Raw genomic sequence first — 20,376 nt, forward strand, 5'->3', positions numbered from 1 at the left:
TCGCTCATTCGTCAGCTTTTCTGCAGCACGATAGGCGGCCGAAGCAACCGCGCTACGGCCGCCGCTCCTTGCAATCGGCTTCATGCTGCAATGGTAAATCGCCAAACGCGGTTTGCCTTTCCCGATATGCAGATCGGCGACTTGAGTTGCGCAGCAACTCGTAAGTGCGCCCTTGGAACTTCTTTCGCTTCGCTCTCTTCGTAAGGGATTGCACCAGGCGCAACCATTGTAGGATCCTACAATGGTGCCGGTGCTGCGTTGTCTGTAGTCTTGCGACAAACAAGGAAGCGTCCATGACACACACACGTCGAGCACCACTGGCGTTGCTGATCGACGACGCCGCCGCGCCCAGGATCGTCCGCAGCCATTTGAGGGAGGTCCCGCCGTTGGGATCACCCGTCGTCAAGCGGATCTACGGCGACTGGACCACGCCAAACTTTAAAGGCTGGAAACTGAGCCTGCGCGATTTCGCCATTCACCCCATCCAGCAGCTCGCCCAAACGCTCGGAAGGAACGCCACCGACGGTGCGATGACCATCGACACGATGCACATGTTTCATACCGTTCGTTTTTCCGGTTTCTGCATCGTCTCCAGCGATCACTATTTTTCGCGCCATGCCGACCCGAAAGAGCACGATGGGACGTAAACCGATTGTCCAGCGGATCGCAGAACTTGAGCAGCGCAAGAAGTCGCTTGTGGCCCGTCTCGGCAAACAGGAACGAGCACGCGACACAAGACGCAAAATTCTGCTGGGTGCCTTCGTGTTGCGTCAGCTCGAACACTCCAGAGATCCTGCCTTGTCTCACTGGCTTCGCGAGAGACTGTCCACCGAACTGTCCGGGTTTCTGGCTCGCGATGGCGATCGAGCTCTGTTCGACGACATCCTCCTGCCGGCATCATGGCTCGAAAGGTCGAGCCGTGGAAACCCGGAATGACGTGTTCGAGGCTCCTCCAATCGATCGTCAAGGCTCCGGTCCTGGCGGTCGGTTCCGCGATTATCTGCGTGCTGTTCGCGGCGCTGCTGTTCCTCGCCAGCTTTCTCATTCATCTGATCGCCGGCTTCCAGCCTGGGAGATCACCAACCTCGTCCAGGCCTTCGCAGGATATCTGCCACTTGTGTTCGCTGTCGGAGGTTTTCTCTCCGTGTTCATGACGAATGTGCCGATTTTTTCCGTGTTGTGGCTCCGCGCGTTGGGCGACGGCTGGGGAACTGCAAAAACTCTCCGCAACAGATGACGGTCTGATAATCGGTGGCGATCCGGAGACAATCAGGCTGCTGCGCTATGACGGGCCAGCACACCTTTTGACCATAGCGCCAACACGGACCGGCAAGGGTGTTGGCACCATCATTCCTAATCTGCTGAACGCCAAAGCTCGGTGATCTGCATAGACCTGAAGGGAGAGAACACCGTGTTAGCAAGTCAGATCGCGAAGCGGGGGGCGTGCTGTCGGCGGCGCAACGTCAAACTCACTTCCTTGACAGTCCGCGCATGACCGCGGTGCTTGGCCGATCAGATTTTCGTTTTACCGATCTCAAGCGCAACAACGTCACGGTGTTTCTGGCCCTGTCGTCCGATCGGCTGTCGACCTGTTCGAGATGGCTACGACTACTGGTCACCCAAAGCCTGACTGACATGGTGCGCGACGCCGCGTCCGCTACGCGGCCTATCGACGAGTTCGCGGCTCTCGGTCACTTGGCGCCGATCGAACGCGCCATGGCCCTCATGGCCGGTTACGGCATTCAGCTCTGGCCAATCCTGCAGGATATCCATCAGCTGCGCGCCACCTATGGACAACGTGTAGGCACCTTCCTGTCGAATGCCGCCGTCCACAGGTCTTTGGGGTCAACGATATCGTCCGCTGATGCAGTCGACCGGTGCAACGCGAAATTTGACCGGCGGTCCTGAGCTGTCGTGTAAAAACACTAAACGGCCTGCGGCTTGTCATTGCCCGGCACGATTGGCCTATGCTTCACCCATTGATTGCGACACCCGCGAGTGCCAAGCCTAGCCTGGCGCGACGCCTTGAAATCGGACGAAACCGATCGACTTATTCTTCCTAAGGTATTAGCCACGGTTGGCGGGATGCTGACAGAACAGGGATTAGCATCGATGACAGCAGACCGGGAATGGATGCAAGCGTTTTTCGATCGCTTTGCGCCCACCGTAGCGATCGAATTGATTGGCGCAGAATTTACCGTGGCGGGCGTCGGCGGTCTGATCGTCGAGACCGAAGCGTATACGGACGAAGATCCCGCATCCCACACTTACAACGGGAAAACCCCTCGCAATCGCGCAATGTTCGGGCCACCTTCGAGCATCTATGTGTACCGTTCCTATGGCATTCACTGGTGCTTGAACTTCGTTTGCCGGACTGGAAGCGCAGTCTTGATCCGCGCCTTGGAGCCCTTAGCGGGATTGGATCTGATGCGACAGAGGCGCGCTGTGGAGAATACCGTTCTTCTGTGTTCCGGCCCCGGACGTCTCTGCCAGTCGCTTGCAGTGACAGGTGAACTCAATGGTCTGTCCCTTGCCAAAGATGTTTTTCATCTCACCCTTCCAACAGAACCGCAGACGATTTCTGCTGGACCGCGTATCGGTGTTACCAAGGCAGCTGACGTTCCCTGGCGTTATGGCATCAGGGGTTCGCGGTTTTTAAGCAAGAAGCTATGAACCGCGGCCGCGAGCGGTACGTGATTGGGAATTCGCTGAGGCGGACGGATATGCTAGCCTAGCCGGGACTGCCATGGATCAGGTTGTCTGTTCCGCTGACATCCTTGAATAGCCTGAATGGAGATAAGTCCTTGACACAGCGGACAGGCAGCGCGGATCTTCCATTGCATGGCGGCCGTGTTCCCAAATGGCTGGGCGACCGCATGACCCGGCTTGGTGCCTTGATCACCGAGGCTATTGTTCAACATTATGGACGCGATGAATTTTTGCGCAGACTGGCAAGCCCCTTCTGGTTCCAGTCCTTTGGCGCAGTCATGGGAATGGACTGGCACTCATCCGGCATCACAACGAGTGTGATTGGCGCGTTGAAGCGTGGATTGACGCCGCTGTCCTCTGAGCTTGGAATCCATGTCTGCGGCGGGCGTGGGGCGCAGTCGCGTAAAACTCCGGTCGAGTTGGCGTCCATCGGTGACCGCGTCGGGATAGACGGCTTGGCGCTCGCCACAACAAGTCGGCTGGTTGCAAAGGTTGACAGCGCCGCCGTGCAAGATGGCTTCGATCTTTACCTGCACGGGTTTATCGTGAGCGACGATGCCAAGTGGGTTGTGATTCAGCAGGGAATGAATGATGACCGGAGGCAGGCTCGGCGCTACCACTGGCTTTCTGAGGGGCTGACGAGCTTTGTCGATTCTCCTCACGCCGCGATCGAAGGCCGGGACCAGGGACAGATCGTCAATCTTGCTGACCGCCGGGCGGTAAGGTCGCGCGAAGGTCAACTGGACCTTCTCTCATGCTTGGGGCCCGACAAAATTGTCAGGGAGGTGCGCGCGCTGGAAGCGCAGTCTGCACCAAAAGAGGCGTCAGCGATCGATGTTCAGCCGATGCTGCCGCATCTCGTCCTGCCTCACCATCACGATGTCCGTCAGACCGATGTAAACATGCGACGCCTGCACGGCAATCTCGCAGCAGCGGCCGATCGTGGACCAGTGGATTTCGAGAGCCTGTTGCTTACGCCCGGGGTTGGCGCAAGGACGGTTAGAGCGTTGGCCATGGTTGCCGAGGTCGTGCATGGCGCTCCCTATCGTTTTTCTGACCCGGCACGTTTTTCGCTTGCCCATGGCGGCAAGGATCGCCACCCGTTTCCTGTGCCGGTGAAGGTCTATGACGAGACGATCAATGTCATGAAATCAGCGGTCCGAAAGGGTCGGCTCGGCCGCGACGAAGAGTTGCAGGCGCTTAAGCGGCTGGATGACCAATCCAGAAAAATCGAACGATTTGTTACCGGACCGGACCTGAAGGAAATCGTCGCCGGAGAATTCGATGACTCCGCCTGGTTCGGTGGACGCAGCATATTCGGATGGGAGCCGCCGCCCGGCGGGGACGCGCGCTCTTGGAGTAAGTCAACCAAAATATAGAAAGTTCGGGCTCAACGGAACTCCGAGGACCATGGGCCGTTGGAGTTGTCTCGCACAAGACGTCCGTGCTCAACGAAACTGCCAACTCCAGGATCGACACCCGTGAGGCTGCGGCTCGCCGTCGAACTGCGTTAAGCAGCACTGAATCGATCGGGTGATCTTTGTGGAGGCCGAACGTGTCGGAAGCTCGTCCGGCATGGAAGCGTCCAGATTAGCGCCGTGTGACCGGGAGGGAATGGCGTGTGGTCGGATTCTTCGTGCGATGGCCAATTCAGGTGTATGCGGATTCGCTGCGGGGGATATCGACACGATACAGATGGCGTTTCGGAAGGCTGGTCCGATCAAGATTCCGGCCGGTTATTTCGCACTGCTTTGTGCGAAACTTTGTGAGTAGAGGGACAGCAAATGCCGGTTGTTGCAACGGCCGCCTGGGCGATCTCCAAATCCGTCGCGCACCACTTCCCGGCACACGGCACGGGTCTCAACCGATATGCAACCGTACTCCGAGGTGTCGAGATCAATTCGACTTTTTACAGGCATCATCGTTTGTCCACCTATGCCCGGTGGGCTGCTTCCGTGCCTGACGATTTCCGCTTCGCCCTCAAGATGCCGAAGGCTATTACCCACGAGCGGCGGCTAAACAAGATCGCGCCACTGTTCTCGTCGTTTCTGGAAGAGATTTCTCCGCTGGGTGACAAGATTGGTCCGCTCCTTTGTCAGCTGCCGGCGAGTCTGAGTTTCGACGCCCAGCTCGGGGACACTGCTTTCGCCGAAATGCGAGCGAGGTATGAGGGCCAGATTGTCATTGAGGTTCGCCACAAAAGCTGGGCGGCACCGGCAGCTGTCGACATGCTGGAGCAATACGGGATCGACCGGGTTCTGGCAGATCCAGCTCCCGTCTGGCAAAAGTCCGATTTCACCCAGGCACCCTTTTATATCCGGCTGCATGGCACGCCAAAAATTTATTATTCAAGCTATTGCGACGATGACATCCACGAATTTGCGACCTTGCTTGCAGCAGAGAGTTGGTGCGTGTTCGACAACACCGCTTCGGGCGCCGCAGTTGAGAATGCCCTCACCATGATCAAAGAGCTCCGTCGAGAGTAGGACAAGGTCACTCGTGGGAAATTTCAAAGGTTGACGACACGCCATCTCGACGGCGGGCGCGGCCGACCTCGCCGTAGCTGACCCCATGGCCCGGGAGGGTGCCTACCACCGTTCTCTGGCTAAGCGTACGGCGCCATGAAAGCATCCATGCCGGTGCCGGCGTTCTTGAACTCGGCGCCGTGCGTGTGGCGCTGGCAGCGATAAGCGATCCAGTGGCAGATCGGGCCAACTGACCTCTTCTAACCTCATCAATCACCCTTTGAATTCGGTGTCCTTCATTTCTCGCTCGTCGTAGTTCAGGTCCCATTCTTTGCCGACCTGCTTTTTTCCGGGGGGTGCCTTGTGGCCCGTGGCATCGTCGGAGCCGGTGATCACGCGGGGCTTAGCGCTGACCACACCATTGTTGTCACTGCGCTTTAGGCCCTTGGCAAATTGGCCCTTTGCGTCGTCGTGGATGGTCTTCACTACGGCGGCTTTGTGTTTGTCTTCCGCTTTTTTCGACATCAACGGGCTCCATTCATTTCTAGCAATTTGAGCTGGCGTTTCGTTCCGAAGGATCGACCCTACAGTTACCGAAGAATCCGGGCTATTCGTGATCTCGTCCTGCGCACGGGTGAAATAGGTGTGGTCATGAGAAGCCATTCTGGTGATTCACACAGGTTCCTACGTGCGTCTCCAACGCCGCTGACCTCTACAAGTTCCTCTCTCGGTAGAAAGATGGTCGCGCGGCGGCACAGTAGACGAAGTTCGGGCCGAGACCGATGCTTGTAAAAACCTATCACCACCCCTCGCGGTTTAATTGGAACAATAGGCCTAGCTGATGGTTGTGCAGCTACATTCAATCACAGAATTGGTTTATTGGGAACTATCAGTTGTAGGCCAAGCTGCGGATCAGCTCACCGCCGTCTCCTCAGACTTCACGCCTGACTATGCGCTGAAGAAAAATTTACGACAGCGGCGATGCGTGGCTCTCACAGTTAGCTAACGATGTTGTCCGGGACCGCAAGGCCCCCAACTTTTTCTAGCGTTGGTTCGTCGCATTTAAGACCCGATTGGCTCAGCGCGTCGTCCGGAGAACCCACCTGAATCTTGCTCCGACGCCCAACCCTCAACTGCACATGAAGCTCAACGAGGATTAGGACATGAAAGCTCTGACATGGCACGGAAGTGGCGACATTCGTTGCGAGGAAGTGGACGATCCTGTCATCCAGGATGATCGGGACGCAATCATCAAGGTTACAAGCTGTGCCATCTGCGGCTCAGACCTCCACCTTTACGGCGGCTTCGTACCCGGCATGCATGCGGGCGACGTGATGGGTCATGAGACCATGGGCGAGGTTGTTGAGGTTGGGAGAGGCAATTCGAAACTCAAGATCGGCGACCGCGTTGTTGTGCCCTTTACCATTTCATGCGGGGATTGCCGCATGTGCAAATGGAAACTGTTTTCCCTTTGCGAGCGATCCAATCCATCGGGAGCGATGCAAGCCGAACAGATCGGCTATCCGACGGCTGGGCTGTTCGGTTATTCCGAGCTTTATGGCCGCTTTCCGGGTGGCCAGGCGCAGTACCTGCGTGTTCCCTTTGCCGATATCGGGCCGATCGTCGTGCCGGACGGCCTGAGCGACGAGCAGGTCCTCTTCCTGTCGGATATTTTCCCGACCGGATACATGGCAGCCGAGAATTGTGATATCAAGGAGGGCCAAACCGTTGCAGTCTTTGGATGCGGGCCTGTCGGGCTCTTCGCCATCAAGTCGGCATTCCTGCTCGGTGCAGAACGCGTCATCGCCATCGATACCATTCCCGAGCGCCTCGCTTTGGCGCGGCAGTCTGGTGCAGAGACTTTGGACTACGCGGACGACGATCTGCAGCAACGCATTCTGGACATGACCAACGGTCAAGGCCCCGACGCCGTTATTGAGGCGGTTGGCATGGAAAGTCACGGCTCAGGTGGCGTCATGGAAACTCTTCAATCCAAACTGACATCGACCGAACGACCTTACGCCTTGCAACAGGCGATCCTTGCCTGCCGACCCGGAGGCGTGGTTTCGCTTCCGGGAGTGTTTATCGGCTCGGCTGTACCAACTCCACTTGGAGCCTTCATTGGAAAGGGGCTGACGCTCAAGACGGGCCAGACGCATGTGCAGCGTTATCTTGAGCCCCTGATGAAGCTGATTCTGGAAGGCAAGATCGATCCGTCTTTTTTGATCACGCACCGTGTCAGTCTTGAAGATGGACCGGAAGCCTATAAGACGTTCCGCGACAAGCTTGACGGCTGCGTCAAGGTCGTGATCCGACCGAATGGCTGATCAATGCCGGCCTGCGCCGCACGTCGCTTCGGGAAAGCAATCAAAGATTGTAGAGCGCGCTTCGTTCAATCTTAAACGGTCACGGAAAGGCTCCACGTGGCACGAATGATTTGCGAGCAGGGGACGGGTGTGCGAATGTAAATCGGGCCTCGCTCTTGGCGTGTCCTCCTGAAACACCAACGCAGCGAGTAACCCGTCGGGTTGAACTGGCGGATTGGCAATGCACTATGGATGAGGACCCATCTGATAAAGATGCGGGTGGCCGGGTTCATCCCAAGGCCGGATTAAGTTCGACCGCGGTGAACCAGGTGGAGGATGTGTCATTTTCGCAGATTCCGAGGATTCCCGTTATTGGGATCGGTGCATCGGCCGGTGGCATCAAGGCGCTTGCGCAGTTCTTTGACGCCACGCCCGCCGACAACGGTTGCGCCTTCATTGTGGTACTCCATCTCGACCCGAAGCATGAAAGCGAACTCGCGCACGTTCTGAGCACCCATACGGCTATGCCGGTCGTCCAGGTCGCCGACTTACTGCTACTCGCCCCGGACCACGTTTACGTCATCGCTCCGAACACCGATCTGATTGTTCGCGAAGGGAGGCTTCACATCGCCAAGCCTTCCGCCTCGCATGGCCATCCGGTCGATGTGCTCTTCAGTTCTCTTGCAAGGGATCAAGGTGAGCGAGCAGTTGCAATCGTACTTTCTGGTACGGGGAGCAATGGGACTGAGGGTTTGAGGGCGATCCGGGCCGAAGGCGGAATGAGCTTGGTCCAAGCACCGGAGACTGCGGAGTTCGACGGCATGCCCAGGAGCGCGATTTCGGCTGGAATGGCTGATCACGTTCTGTCTCCCGAACAAATGCCGGAAGCTCTGCTTGCCTTCGTAAGGCATGGGTATGTCGTCCATCCCGCTGAGATGGGGGATGTGTCGGCCAGTAGCCAAGCCACTGTAGGCAATGTGCTGGAGCTTCTCCGCGCACGCGGCGGTTACGATTTCCGTGGCTACAAACATTCGACGCTGGGCCGACGTATCCACCGGCGCCTCGGACTGAGAAACATAGATACGCTGGATAGCTATGTCGATGAACTCAGAACCAACCCACATGAGCTTATGACGCTGGCTGGTGACCTGATGATCAGCGTTACAGGATTTTTCCGTGATGCCGATGCCTGGAAGGCGCTGGCGGAGCTGGTCATAGCCCCCATCATCGCCGAACGTGAGACCGACGCGTCGATCCGTATCTGGACACCTGCCTGCTCCACGGGGGAGGAAGCCTACTCGATCGCCATGCTAGTAACGGAGCTGGCTGAAGCGGCAGGCAAGCACTTCGAACTGAAAGTGTTCGCCACTGATGCCCAGGACGAAAACTTGAGAAAGGCACGGGAGGGGATGTATCCATCGGCCGCGCTGTCTGCCTTTCCTGAGCGTCGTATGACCCGCTTTTTCGAAAAGCACGGTAGCACGTATCAGGTTACCAAAGAGCTACGGGACATGGTCGTGTTCGCGTCGCAAAACCTGTTGCGAGATCCCCCTTTCTCGCGTCTCGACCTGGTCACCTGCAGAAATGTCCTGATCTATCTCGATGCCGACGCACAACAACGGATCATCTCCCTGTGTCATTTTGCGCTGCGGCCGGGCGGGCATCTTTTTCTCGGCAATGCCGAAACGATTGGTCGGCATGACGAGTTGTTCGAGACGGAATCGAAGAAATGGCGAATTTACCGCAAGCGCGGCTCTGCTCGGCATAAAACCATCGGATACCCCACGAAGCGACCACTAACGGGATCACAGACCAAAATGGATAAATCGTCACCGTCGTCCCAAGAGCCAAATCTTCCTGCGGGAGAACTTGCGCGCCGCGTGCTTCTCGATCGCTACGCGCCAGCCTCAGTGTTGATCGACGACAAGGCCCGCGTGCTTTATTTTCACGGAACGACAAGGGATTACCTCGAGCACCCGGCCGGCGAACCGACCAGAGATTTGCTCATGATGGCGCGCGAAGGGCTGGCCCCGACACTTCGTTCCGCGATACGGGAAGCGACGAAAGTTAAAAGTACGGTAACGGTTGACGCCGTGCTTCGGGAGGGGAAGCCCGGCATGTCCGTCACCATGACGGTGACACCTGTGCCCGCTGCGGTGCAAGGCGGCAGCTTCCTTCTTATTACCTTTACACCCGCTTTGCCGCACCACGATCTCCCCCGCGTGCCGATCGGCGAAAACATCGACAACGCTACGGAGCGGGAACAGGCCCTGCTCAAGGAACTGCTGGCGACCCGCGCCGAGTTACAAAGCACGATCGAGCATCAGGAAACCACCAACGAGGAACTGAAGGCGTCCAATGAAGAAGCGACCTCCATGAACGAGGAGCTTCAATCAACCAACGAGGAACTTGAGACTTCGAAGGAGGAGTTGCAGTCGTTCAACGAAGAGCTGAACACCGTCAACAGCCAGCTTCAGTACAAGATCGGCGAACTGGAAAACACCACAAACGATCTCAACAATCTTCTGGCAGGGTCGGAAACCGCCACGGTCTTTCTGGATGAGAAGTTTCGCATCCGGTGGTTTGCGCCAGCGAGCAAAGACCTTTTCGATCTTACCCCGTCGGACATCGGCCGCCCGATCGCCGCGTTTGCGCAGAAGTTTTCCGACGAGAATCTGCTGCGGGATGCCCAGGCGGTATTGAAAAAACTATCGACCATTGAGGCTGAGGTTCCAAGCGATTCCGGGCGGTGGTATTTGCGGCGGATGCTTCCTTATCGCACCCAGGATAATCGCATAGCGGGGGTGGTGATCACGTTCCACAATATCACGGATCGCAAGCGGGACGCAGATGCGATCAACGACGCGCGGGTCTATGCGGAAACCATAGTGCGAACGGTTCAGCATCCCCTGCTCGTTCTGAACCGCGAACTGCATGTCCAGACCGCCAACACCGCCTTTCGCGAACTGTTTGCCGTATTCGACGAAGAGCCGAAAGGGCAACTGATCTTTGAACTCGGAACCGGGGAATGGAATAACCCGCCGCTTCGCGCGCTTTTGGACAAGGTGCTTTCTGCGGGAGATGAAATCCACAATTTCGAGATTGAGCAGGAGTTCCGCCTGACGGGAAGGCGTACGATGTTGCTCACCGCATGCCGATTACCACAGGAAGGGGGGCGCGATGAACTGATCCTGGTGGCGATCGAAGACATTACCGAGCGCAGACGCGCTGAGGAACATCGGGAAGTCCTCGTTGGCGAGCTAAATCATCGGGTCAAAAACACCCTGGCGGTTATCCAGTCGATCGCCAGCCAGACTCTTGGCCAAGCATCGACGATTGAGGGCGCGCGCACCGCGTTTAGTGCGCGACTGATTAATCTTGCCAAGGCGCACGACGTGCTGACCCGTGAAAACTGGGATGGAGCGGACCTTGTCGACATCGTCACCGACACTGCCGAACCCCATGCTGAAGGTAATCGGTTTCAGATCGAGGGTGAACGTGTTCGTTTGGGACCGAGCGCATCGCTGGCAATTTCCATGGCTGTGCATGAGCTCTGCACCAACGCAGCGAAATACGGAGCCCTATCTACGGAAGCGGGAAAGGTAGCCATTGTCTGGCGGCTGGTCGGTGAGGGTAAAGATCGCCGTTTGAATTTTACCTGGTCGGAAAGTGGCGGGCCGCCAGTTGAAAGGCCGAACCGCAAGGGTTTTGGCTCCCGCCTGATTGAGCGTGCGCTGGCGCAGGAACTTGGCGGTACAGTGAACGTTACGTACGAGCCGTCTGGCGTCGTATGTACCATCGACGCGCCAATGCGTTGAGGGGAAGATGAAGCACCACGGGAACGAAACGAAGATGAATCGGATTCTCGTCGTTGAGGACGAGGTTTTGCTTGCAATGCACCTCGAAGACCTGCTCATCGCCATGGGTCACGAGGTCGTGGGGCCGGCTACCCGAATTCCTGAAGCGCTGGAGTTCGCCCGGCAGGCAGATCTCGACTTTGCCGTGCTCGACGTGAACGTGGCTGGCAGCCAGTCTTTTCCGGTCGCCGACGTTCTCCTTATTCGATCTATACCGTTTGTGTTCGCGACTGGTTACGGGGCAGAGGGTTTCCTTGACACATACCGCGACCATCCGACACTTCGTAAACCATACGAACCACGGGAATTACAACGCGCCATCGAACGGGCGCTGGCCTATCCCGTTTGAATTTTCAGTTCGGATGGACATTCTTATCTGCTGCCATGGTGACCGTTGCGGAAGTCTCAGGTGTCAGCCATTCCTGCTCGACCAAATCGCGAAGTTTGTACGCGCGGTCGAGTGCCTGTTTGCTGGCCTCATGCCATTGCGAAGAAATATCAGGCTCGGAGCGATGGGAATACTCTGCCATTTGCAGGCAAAATTCCGCGCGTTCGTTCAAGAACCTCACGGCCGCGCGCATGACTTTCTCCATTTCCTCGAACTGAGCCGATGCCATGATCTCGGCCGTGTAGGTGTGCCCGATATGGCAGCCAAATTTTACGATCGATCCGTGTTCGAACCTTTTGAGCGCGCCGCCGCAGTCCGGGCAGGTGACGGTGAACGGGCGCTCGAATGTTCCGCTGGTTACGACTTCTGGATGCTGTTCGTTCTCTGTGAGAGAATGACGGTTTGCCATTGCAGCTTCCCTTTCCATTTTCCCCCCGACCAATTTTAACAGCAAACCCGCCAGATCGGCCAGAGGCAGGCAATAGTCCAGCGCGACATGGGCTGCAGCGCTATTCGGCATATCGGGATAAGCGGCGTCATATGCGGCCTGTGCTACAGCGATCCCACCGCGTTTCTTGATGTCATAGAGCCCAGCAGTCCCGTCATTCAAGTTCCCCGTCAGGATGACGCCGATAGCGTCGGGACCATAGTTTTCAGCGATGCTCCGAAATAACGGATCCACGGCTGGCCGAGCGCAGTTTTCTTTTGGGCCACGCAAAAGGCGGACCAATCCGTCAACGACGATCATGTGACGATCTGGTGGCGCAAGGTAGATTTGACCCGGCTTGATCCTTTCGCCGTCTTGGGCGTGTTTCGCTGGCATGGGACCTGCGGCAGTCAAGATAGCAGGCAGCTCGCTGCGATGTGCACCGATATGCAAAACGATAAGAACCGGAGCGGCAAAAGAGGCAGGTAGACCTGCCACAAGAGAACGCAAAGCTCCGACACCACCAGCTGATGCGCCAATTGCAATTACGGTATTGGGAGCCATGCGAACCTCGCGTTTCTGTACTGTGTACTACCGTAGAACGCGGCAACGAGATGAAAGTTCGCCTTGCGGTTAGGTGTGAGCGGCGGATCAACGACGATGATTTCATTTCCGGGGAAATCTGTTGGTATCGCCGGGTTGTTTTTTTACAGGGCAGGCTACGGGGACTGTGCGGGAGCCTTACTTCGTTCAGGCAAACCGGCAATTGACGCCCGCAGGTTTCGAGGTCAGCTCTTCTCGTCAAGGCCCGTTGCTTTGCGAAGTGTCTCGTTTATGCGAGACTTCCAGTCCCCTCCTAAATTTTGAAAATAGTCGTAAACATCCGCATCAATCCGGATCGAAAGCAACTTCGTCGAGCTGTCTTTCGGATAGCTTTGACGGCGAGATTTCGTCGCCTGGTAGTCCAGCACTTCCTGAACCCTATCTCCCTGCGATGACACAGGACCAGCGGTGGTCACGGCGACCGCATACGGACGTTTTTCCTTCGCTTTTCGTCCCGCCATTTCAAACTCCTTTTCTTTTTCTGCCCTCAGTGAAATTTATAACGTCTTCAACAGACGCAGCAGGGCCAGCATTTCAAGGGGACTGCGACGCTGGAAGGCGATATATGTAGCAAGTTCCTCGCCATGAAATCGGCGTTTGAATGCTGCCTGCCCCTGAAGGTTGAAAATTTTCTCGTTGATCCGTTTGGACCGGTACGCCCGCTCGAAAAAGCTTCGCCAGACCCTGCTTTCTGAAAATCCACTGGACGCAATTGCCGCCAAGGGTGACAGCCCAAATGTCACATGGGACCGGCCTTCTTCCCGGAAACGGTCGGTGGCAAATTTTGTGAGGCCGATCTCCGCATGGGGCGTCGTGCCCGTGAGCTTTCGCTTAAACGCCGCTGTGTAACCAATAATGTCTCCGTTCCTGAAGATCGGATCGAAATCGAGGATTGCCGTCGGCACCCCAACCGGGTCGATGATCAGAAACCGCCGCATGTGAGGGGCGAGCTTCGGTTCAAAGGGACGGTTCAGGAAACGCATCTCGCGCCGGTTGACGAGACGGCCGTTTCGCCAGTTTGTCGAAATATGACGGACCTGATCGGAGTTTGCGATCGTCCCGTCACATTCCACGATCCTATAGTCCTTTTTCAGCAGCCATTTTTCGGAGTAGCGGACGGTCTCGTTGCGTTTGCCCGCAAATGAGTGCGTATCGAGCGAAAGCCGGGTATCCACACCCATTTGATTGATGTGATAACCAAGGCTGGAAAGGACGCGCGCGGTCTCATGACCGATCTGCACGAAGCAGGGGCGGTTAGATGATGCGACGAACCGTCGAATGTAGTCTGCCCTCAGTTCCACGCTTGCGACGGGGTCACCGAGCACGAAGGTATGCCCCATCTTGGTAGCGTAGGCAATGTAACCCTCACCATCACCAAAGTACCGGAGATCGGGCTGAACGGCCGTTGAATAGGCAAGCGAGAAATCTCCATACCGTCGACAGAGTTCGAGCTTCGACGCAAGATTGGGTTCGAAGATTGGCGTTTTTGGAAGGCGCGCATCGAGCAACGCGTCGAGTATTTTCCTCAGACTGGGCATGCACTGGGGTTCCCCTGGAGATATTTACGTGCTTGCCTTGAATAACTCATCGAGCATGTAGATCAGAATTTAGATAGCGTTCAGCTTTTAAATTGAAAGCTAATAGATAGATATAAAGCGAATTCCAGATGAATGAACATAATGACCACTGAATTTTCAATCCGCGACGTCGTGGTGATAGGGGGCGGACTATCGGGTCTCACGGCAGCCCATGCCTTGAAGCTGCGTGGGATCGATACGCTCATACTTGAGAAAGAAAACGACGTGGGGATGCCCTGGGCGCGGCGCCACCCTCAGCTTACCCTGAACACTCACCGTGATCTTTCCTCGCTGCCTGGCCTGAAATATCCAGTGGGGACCGGCGCGTTCCCCAAGCGGGACAGCGTCGTCGCTCACCTTCGAGACTTTCGGGAAAAGCATGGTTTTGATATCCAGTGCGGCGTCGAGGTTTTTTCGTGCCGCAAGGTAGACGGTCATTTCGTGATCGAGACGAATGCCGGGATACGGCGATCGAGACATCTCATCGTAGCAAGTGGACGCTACGCGTTCGTCTGCATGCCTAAGTGGAAGGGTTTGGATACCTTTAAGGGCAGGGTGGTGCATGCTGCCGATTTCGGCGATGCCATGGATTATACGGGGAAGTCGGTTCTCGTCATCGGAGGCGGCAATTCGGGCTTCGATGTGCTTAATCATCTGAGCCGTGTGAAGACAGGCCAGGTCTGGCTTTCGCTAAGACGCCCGCCAGGACTTTTGCCGAAACGCCTGGGCCGTTTCGCCGTCCACCGTCTGTCGCCGATCATGGCCAAGCTTCCGACTTCGTATGTGGACAAGGTCATCGGATGGACGCAGCAGATCGCGTTCGGTGATCTTACCAGGTACGGCTTCCCAGCAGGCCCCTCCGATGCTGCCACCCGCCTAGCCAGAGACAACATTGCGATTGCGGTGGACGATGGGGCAATTGCGGGTGTCAAACGCGGACAGATATTGGTCGTGCCAGAAGTCGTAGCGTTTTTAGGCACGACGGTTACGCTCGCGGATAGGAGGACCTTAGAACCGGATGTTGTTATTGCGGCGGTCGGCTATTCGTCGTCGTTGACGCGCGTATTGGGTCCGATGGGTGTGGTAGGTGAAAACGGCTCGCAATACGGCGTCGTCGAATTGGACAAGAGCACCGTAGAGGGATTGTGGTTTGTGGGGATGAAGCCAAGCCTCACAAGTTACTTTGTCGAAGCACGTCGCGAGGCAAAATCCATTGCCTTCTCGGTGGCGGCGATGCTGGCAAATGAGCGCTCAACCAAACAGTAGAGTGCTGGCTGTTAGAGCCTGCCTGACTGAGACTCTAACCTTTCAAATAGGTAATTTCATCCAGGTCGCGATCGCCTCCAAAAGGCGTTCGCGCAGCGTCATATCGCGGGCGGTATCGACTGAGACAAACGCGTAATAATAAGTCCGCGCCTGGGAAGGAATACGCCGAAGCTAACTGAGCGTTGCTGCAACCTGGCAAAGGTAGTCCGCTTGGATCCGATCAAGGCGATCGTGGTTCATCGGGAATAGGCCGCACCCACTTCCAGCCGCACGATGAATTGACCGGAACCGCCGATAAAACGGACTTTGCCGCCGTAAAGCTCGGCCGCTGTCTGTGCGAGATTAAGGCCGAGGTCCGCTCCTGGCGATTGCAAGTTGAGACGATGGAACGGTTCAAAGACCGGGAGGCGTTCTGGTATGGGAATTCCCGGCCCCTGGTCGCAGATATCGATCCAGCCTTCGGCGCTCACCTGCAAGGTAATTGCGCCGGCGCCCCCACTATGATCGATCGCGTAGAGCTAGATAGCGAAGCAGACCCGGATATTGCTCGGCTCGAAGACGAAGTCATAGCCTGCATTGACGGCGATCGGCGCGAGATCGGTGGCTATCCTGCCGGCCAGATCATTCAGGTCCACCGTTTGCACCTGTTGCGAAATCTCGCCGACGGCCTGAATATCCAGGAGCTGATGTGAGAGGCGGGAAAGCCGTTAGATGTCGCGCAGCAGATCCCGGGCGACGTCGCTTTCCGGCAGTAGATCAGCGCGGGTGCGCACAATGGCGATCGGCGTCCTCAATTCATCCGCTGCATCCGCCAAAAAAACCGGCTGTGCCGCTGATAGCCATCATCATGGATCGCGATGATGGTGTTGCTGTTGCAAAGAGCCGCGACGCTTGGCATCAGCCTGAAACGGCGTCAATTTCGACGCTTAAGGGACGTCCACGCCAATAGTGTATCCCGGTCTCAGTTCTCGTTCATCGCCCGGCTGCTGTCATGGAGGTTGCGAAAGTGTGCAGCAGCTTCTGTTCTGTTGTGAACACCCAGCTTCCGGATGATATGATGTAAGTGAATTTTGACGGTATGTTCCGATAGGCCGCATTCTGCGGCAATCAACTTGTTTTGCAGACCATGCGAAACCATGCCCAAAATCTGCGATTCACGGGTTGTGAGGGCCGCCACCGTTGGGGTTTGCGCAATGCCGTTGTCAGCGTATGCGGGCGCTTTCTGGTGGCGGAGTTTTGATTCAAGGATCAGTGTCGGCGGCAGGTACTGCCCGCCGCACAGCAGCAATCGCATGATCGACAGCCAGACATCGAGCCGGAGATCCATTGGCAGGACGCTGCGGATGAGCGGAGATCTGACGACGTCAGTAAGCGACGTGACCAGCACCTTGTCATAGGGCTCGATCACCGCGGTCAATGCATGCGGGTGAATGCGCAAAAGCTCAGTTGCCTCAGCTTCAGCTTTTCTCATCAAGGCTCGGTCAACGAGAATGAGTGCGACAGGGTAAGCAAAGACTGCGCATGCAGCGGCGAGCGTCTCCACCTGCTCGATTCGTGTCCACGGGAATTCACGTTCGACAGCATCGACAAGAGATGGCGATATGCTCCCGCTGTTTGCCAGGATTAAAATGACGCGTTGTGGTCCCACGCGTCTGCTGGCCCCTACAGAGTCATGCTCATTCCCGTCCAGCAGCATCATGTAAATACCCATCACTCGCCGTCCAGGCCCGATAGTGGCCGAAGATCGAACGGAATCCACGCAGTCGTTCCAGAGACTGTAGCTGACGATGCGAGTGACCGCGACGGCGCAAAACGGCTGAGACAAGAGCATCGCCGTTCAATGCGTCTGAGGATAGCGCCGCATGATCTCTCATCCGAACGGAGAGGGAGAGTAGGCAGCGAGGCATCCAAGGGGAGGTAGGCTTCTGCTTTACTCTCTACGGCTCCGCCACCCGGTCCGCCTTCGGCTTGGTCCGGATCAATCGATATAGAGGGCGTCATATTCTCGGTGGACGCAGCGCTGCGGTCTCAACCATATTGATGAAGCAAAGCCGCCGCTCTTCCCCTTCTCAATCCCTGCGTAATGGGCACACTGGACGCTAATTACAGTCCCGCTGACAGCTTTGGAGAAATACATTGCCCGATTCTTTCCGGCGTTACGAGGGTTCACTCCGCATGGTTGTTGCTGCGGTCGCCATAAGTGTTTTTGGCGGCGTTCTTTCGCAGGCTCTAGCGGATAGTGATCAGTTCGAGCCGCAAACAAAAATCCGCCTGACTGTCGTTCAGTGGATGCCTTCTAAGGGCGTCTACGAGAAGTGGGACGCACTGGGCGGCGAATTTATGATCTCGCAGGCTAGGACGGTGTCACTTCCGATCATAGGAACGATTTCGGTCGGCAATCTCGACGGTGCGGGACTGGCTGGAGAAATCGCCAGGCAACTGAAGTCAAAAATCGGATTGGTGCAGACACCAGAGGCGACCATTGAAATTTTGGAGCGGCCGCCAATCTACGTCATCGGTGACGTGAATAAGCCAGGCGAGTATGGATTTCATCCGGGCCTGACAGTGCTGCAGTCCGTGGCGATGAGCGGAGGCGAATTTAGGCCTTCGAACGGGTCAAAAGGGGTTTCTGACAAAACCGGCTATGTCGGCCAGCTACAGGAGATCGGCAATTCCATCCTGCGCAGCAAGATCAAGATTGCGCGGCTGCAGGCTGAAATGTCTGATGGCAAGGACATTCGTCTGGACCCTGACATGCAGGACGGGCAAGGCGTCGCTGCGGCAATCTTCGAGCAGGAGAAGATCATCTTCGCCGCGCGCATGAATGACATGGACCGTCAATCGAAATCCTATGCCGAACTGCGCGATCTCTTGACGTCTGAAATTGCCACGATTGAACAGAAAATATCCAGTACCGACGAAGACATTGCGTCGGTCGAAAAAGAGCTGACCAATGTCAAAAGCATGGTCGAGCGCGGCATCGCGTTGCCGTCACGGCAATCTGACCTTGAGCGCACATTGCGCAGCTATCACGGAAATCGGCTGGATCTTGTGACAGCCATCATGCGGGCCCGGCAGAACATCGCGGAAACGACCCGCAGCCTCGATGGCCTCTATGACAAACAACGCACGGAAGTAGCCGTCGATCTTCAATCGGAACAGGCGAGCCTCGACCAGCAGAAGCTGAAGAGCGAGACGACGCAGAAGCTTCTGCTTGAGGCGTTGTCGGGAGGTGCCGGCCCGCAAGATGATGCCGGCGGACCGACGCTGGCGTTCAGCGTCACGCGGCGGGATGGCGCATCCATCCGCGAGATCCCCGCGTCCGATTCGACCGCCCTTCAACCAGGCGACGTAGTGCGGGTGAGCCGCAAACTGGCTGCGGCCCCTTTGGGCGTCGCGGCTCTTCCGGTTGAGCAGGAGACCCAATCGGAACAGGCAAGTCAGTGAGAGCGCCCTAAACAGCAGCATGGTGTGGCGCGGATCAATCGCTTAGGGGCAACGTGATCGAGAAAGCAGGGCATTCAACATGAAGGGGATCATACTTGCCGGGGGTAGCGGCACGCAGCTCTACCCTCTCGCGATTGCCGTATCGAAACGGATGGTGCCTATCTACGACAAGCCAATGATTTTTTATCCCCTGAGCGTTTTGATGCTGGCCGGCATCCGCGAAACTAATCAAAAAAAAAGCTACCGTGATCTCATCTGTTTCGTGGAGGACAGGGCCGGTCATGACCGCCGGTACTCGATGGATACCACCAAACTGGAAACCAAGCTCGGTTGGAAACGGCAGGAGAGTTTCGAAACCGGTCTGGCACAGACTATTGCCGGCGCTCGATTAGGAAGATTGGCAGCGGTGCAATGAAAATCCTGGTGACTGGCATGAAGGGGCAGGTCGTCACCAGCCTTGTCGAGGCGGCCGCCGGCATGGAAGATATCGAGTTGATCACCGTTGGCCGGCCGGACTTTGATCTTGCGGATCCCTGCTCGGTCAGGCAGGCAATTCTTGCAGCCAAGCCCGACGTCGTCGTTTCGTCCGCCGCCTATACAGCGGTCGATCTGGCCGAGGATGAGCGCAATCTTGCCTATGCCATCAACGTGACGGGGGCGGCTGCGGTCGCCGAGGCTGCGGCCGTTTTGCGGGTGCCGATTATTCATCTGTCCACGGACTATGTTTTCTCTGGAAGCGATCCGTATCCTTATTTGGAAGACGACGAGGCCGAACCGAAAACCGTATACGGTTATACTAAGCTGCGCAGCGAACACGCCGTGGCCAGCGTCAACCCTCGCCATATAATCCTGCGGACAAGCTGGGTTTACAGTCCGTTCGGTACCAATTTTGTCAGAAGCATGCTGCGCATCGCCACCGAACGCGAAAGCATCGGTGTTGTTTCCGATCAGTGGGGCAATCCGACCTCCGCTCTGGACCTCGCGACGGCGATCCTTCTCATCGCGACGTTCCCCGAAAGACATTATACCGGCATTTATCACCTGAGCGGGACGGGCGAGACGAATTGGTCGGGTTTTGCCCGGCATATTTTTAACGTGAGCCGAGCTCATGGCGGCCCTTATGCTGACGTAGAAGACATCCTGTCGTCCGATTACCGCACCAAGGCAAAACGCCCGGCCAACTCCTGTCTTTCAACCGATAAGTTCGAAAGGGTTTTCGGCTGGCGTGCACCAGGCTGGCAAACGAGCGCAGAAACGGTTGTCCGGCGGATAATCGACAGGGACTATCCCAACTATTCTTTGCCGGCGCACGGCAGGCATAAGGCTTGAAA

General features: G+C 56.7%; 19 protein-coding genes and 2 pseudogenes. 15 read left to right on the forward strand and 6 right to left on the reverse strand.

Features of this window, described 5'->3' with window-relative positions; genetic code table 11:
- Window positions 1–293: 293 nt before the first annotated feature.
- The 7 genes and pseudogenes from ACP7E6_RS27385 (at window position 294) to ACP7E6_RS27415 (ending at window position 5,195) form a co-directional block, all read left to right on the forward strand.
- The gene (locus ACP7E6_RS27385; RefSeq protein ID WP_426233036.1) at window positions 294–647 is read left to right on the forward strand and encodes an NYN domain-containing protein; all 354 of its coding nucleotides are present in this window, start codon (window positions 294–296) and stop codon (window positions 645–647) included.
- On the forward strand, window positions 637–936 hold the full coding sequence (locus ACP7E6_RS27390; protein WP_426233038.1) for a mobilization protein: 300 nt from the start codon (window positions 637–639) through the stop codon (window positions 934–936). Before ACP7E6_RS27385 ends, ACP7E6_RS27390 begins: the two co-directional genes overlap by 11 nt.
- Complete coding sequence (locus ACP7E6_RS27395) at window positions 920–1,237, forward strand: hypothetical protein (protein WP_426233110.1); 318 nt, start codon at window positions 920–922, stop codon at window positions 1,235–1,237. The genes ACP7E6_RS27390 and ACP7E6_RS27395 overlap by 17 nt, the downstream gene beginning before the upstream one ends.
- Window positions 1,182–1,853 (forward strand): annotated as a pseudogene (locus ACP7E6_RS27400) (type IV secretory system conjugative DNA transfer family protein); the annotation flags it as partial. The gene ACP7E6_RS27395 and the pseudogene ACP7E6_RS27400, both read left to right, overlap by 56 nt.
- Before the next feature lie 280 nt (window positions 1,854–2,133).
- On the forward strand, window positions 2,134–2,673 hold the full coding sequence (locus ACP7E6_RS27405; RefSeq protein ID WP_426233104.1) for a DNA-3-methyladenine glycosylase: 540 nt from the start codon (window positions 2,134–2,136) through the stop codon (window positions 2,671–2,673).
- Window positions 2,674–2,804: 131 nt separating this feature from the next.
- Entirely contained in the window at window positions 2,805–4,088 is a 1,284-nt protein-coding gene (locus ACP7E6_RS27410) for a DUF763 domain-containing protein (protein ID WP_426233040.1), read from the forward strand.
- Window positions 4,089–4,493: 405 nt separating this feature from the next.
- Window positions 4,494–5,195, forward strand: coding sequence for a DUF72 domain-containing protein (locus ACP7E6_RS27415; protein WP_426233041.1), 702 nt, complete (start codon window positions 4,494–4,496; stop codon window positions 5,193–5,195).
- A 252-nt stretch (window positions 5,196–5,447) separates the two neighbouring features.
- On the opposite strand, the gene ACP7E6_RS27420 is transcribed toward ACP7E6_RS27415, so the two are convergent.
- Complete coding sequence (locus ACP7E6_RS27420) at window positions 5,448–5,699, reverse strand: hypothetical protein (RefSeq protein ID WP_426233106.1); 252 nt, start codon at window positions 5,697–5,699, stop codon at window positions 5,448–5,450.
- Between the two features lie 638 nt (window positions 5,700–6,337).
- Here ACP7E6_RS27420 and ACP7E6_RS27425 point away from each other — a divergent pair.
- From ACP7E6_RS27425 to ACP7E6_RS27435, 3 genes are all read left to right on the forward strand, one after another.
- Entirely contained in the window at window positions 6,338–7,501 is a 1,164-nt protein-coding gene (locus tag ACP7E6_RS27425; protein WP_426233043.1) for a zinc-dependent alcohol dehydrogenase, read from the forward strand.
- A 227-nt stretch (window positions 7,502–7,728) separates the two neighbouring features.
- Window positions 7,729–11,298 carry a chemotaxis protein CheB gene (locus ACP7E6_RS27430; RefSeq protein ID WP_426233045.1) on the forward strand — a complete coding sequence of 1,190 codons (3,570 nt, stop codon included), beginning with the start codon at window positions 7,729–7,731 and terminating at the stop codon, window positions 11,296–11,298.
- A 34-nt stretch (window positions 11,299–11,332) separates the two neighbouring features.
- Entirely contained in the window at window positions 11,333–11,686 is a 354-nt protein-coding gene (locus ACP7E6_RS27435) for a response regulator (protein WP_426233046.1), read from the forward strand.
- A gap of 4 nt (window positions 11,687–11,690) precedes the next feature.
- On the opposite strand, the gene ACP7E6_RS27440 is transcribed toward ACP7E6_RS27435, so the two are convergent.
- The 3 genes from ACP7E6_RS27440 to ACP7E6_RS27450 all read right to left on the reverse strand — a co-directional run bounded on the left by ACP7E6_RS27440 (window position 11,691) and on the right by ACP7E6_RS27450 (window position 14,293).
- Window positions 11,691–12,716 (reverse strand): chemotaxis protein CheB, encoded by a 1,026-nt coding sequence (locus ACP7E6_RS27440; protein ID WP_426233048.1) that lies wholly within the window; start codon window positions 12,714–12,716, stop codon window positions 11,691–11,693.
- Between the two features lie 224 nt (window positions 12,717–12,940).
- Window positions 12,941–13,216, reverse strand: coding sequence for a BrnA antitoxin family protein (locus tag ACP7E6_RS27445; protein WP_426233050.1), 276 nt, complete (start codon window positions 13,214–13,216; stop codon window positions 12,941–12,943).
- 36 nt (window positions 13,217–13,252) lie between these two features.
- On the reverse strand, window positions 13,253–14,293 hold the full coding sequence (locus ACP7E6_RS27450) for a phosphatidylglycerol lysyltransferase domain-containing protein (RefSeq protein WP_426233052.1): 1,041 nt from the start codon (window positions 14,291–14,293) through the stop codon (window positions 13,253–13,255).
- A 141-nt stretch (window positions 14,294–14,434) separates the two neighbouring features.
- Between ACP7E6_RS27450 and ACP7E6_RS27455 the strand changes: the two genes are divergently transcribed.
- Window positions 14,435–15,598 carry a flavin-containing monooxygenase gene (locus ACP7E6_RS27455; protein WP_426233054.1) on the forward strand — a complete coding sequence of 388 codons (1,164 nt, stop codon included), beginning with the start codon at window positions 14,435–14,437 and terminating at the stop codon, window positions 15,596–15,598.
- Window positions 15,599–15,834: 236 nt separating this feature from the next.
- Here ACP7E6_RS27455 and ACP7E6_RS27460 read toward each other — a convergent pair whose 3' ends face one another.
- Window positions 15,835–16,068, reverse strand: coding sequence for an ATP-binding protein (locus ACP7E6_RS27460; protein ID WP_426233056.1), 234 nt, complete (start codon window positions 16,066–16,068; stop codon window positions 15,835–15,837).
- A 30-nt stretch (window positions 16,069–16,098) separates the two neighbouring features.
- Here ACP7E6_RS27460 and ACP7E6_RS27465 point away from each other — a divergent pair, with 30 nt between their 5' ends.
- Window positions 16,099–16,290, forward strand: a complete 192-nt coding sequence (locus ACP7E6_RS27465) for a hypothetical protein (protein WP_426233058.1) — start codon at window positions 16,099–16,101, stop codon at window positions 16,288–16,290.
- Window positions 16,291–16,559: 269 nt separating this feature from the next.
- On the opposite strand, the gene ACP7E6_RS27470 is transcribed toward ACP7E6_RS27465, so the two are convergent.
- Window positions 16,560–17,309, reverse strand: coding sequence for a helix-turn-helix transcriptional regulator (locus ACP7E6_RS27470; RefSeq protein WP_426233060.1), 750 nt, complete (start codon window positions 17,307–17,309; stop codon window positions 16,560–16,562).
- A 425-nt stretch (window positions 17,310–17,734) separates the two neighbouring features.
- On the opposite strand from ACP7E6_RS27470, the gene ACP7E6_RS27475 reads away from it, so the two are divergent.
- The 3 genes and pseudogenes from ACP7E6_RS27475 to rfbD all read left to right on the forward strand — a co-directional run bounded on the left by ACP7E6_RS27475 (window position 17,735) and on the right by rfbD (window position 20,374).
- Window positions 17,735–19,045 (forward strand): exopolysaccharide biosynthesis protein, encoded by a 1,311-nt coding sequence (locus ACP7E6_RS27475; RefSeq protein ID WP_426233062.1) that lies wholly within the window; start codon window positions 17,735–17,737, stop codon window positions 19,043–19,045.
- A gap of 79 nt (window positions 19,046–19,124) precedes the next feature.
- A pseudogene (locus ACP7E6_RS27480) lies at window positions 19,125–19,307 on the forward strand (sugar phosphate nucleotidyltransferase); the annotation flags it as partial.
- A 149-nt stretch (window positions 19,308–19,456) separates the two neighbouring features.
- Window positions 19,457–20,374, forward strand: coding sequence for a dTDP-4-dehydrorhamnose reductase (gene rfbD, locus ACP7E6_RS27485; RefSeq protein ID WP_426233063.1), 918 nt, complete (start codon window positions 19,457–19,459; stop codon window positions 20,372–20,374).
- The last annotated feature ends 2 nt before the right edge of the window (window positions 20,375–20,376 follow it).

Origin of the sequence: Pararhizobium sp. DWP3-4, assembly GCF_049898205.1 — a bacterium.
Lineage (GTDB): Bacteria > Pseudomonadota > Alphaproteobacteria > Rhizobiales > Rhizobiaceae > Pararhizobium.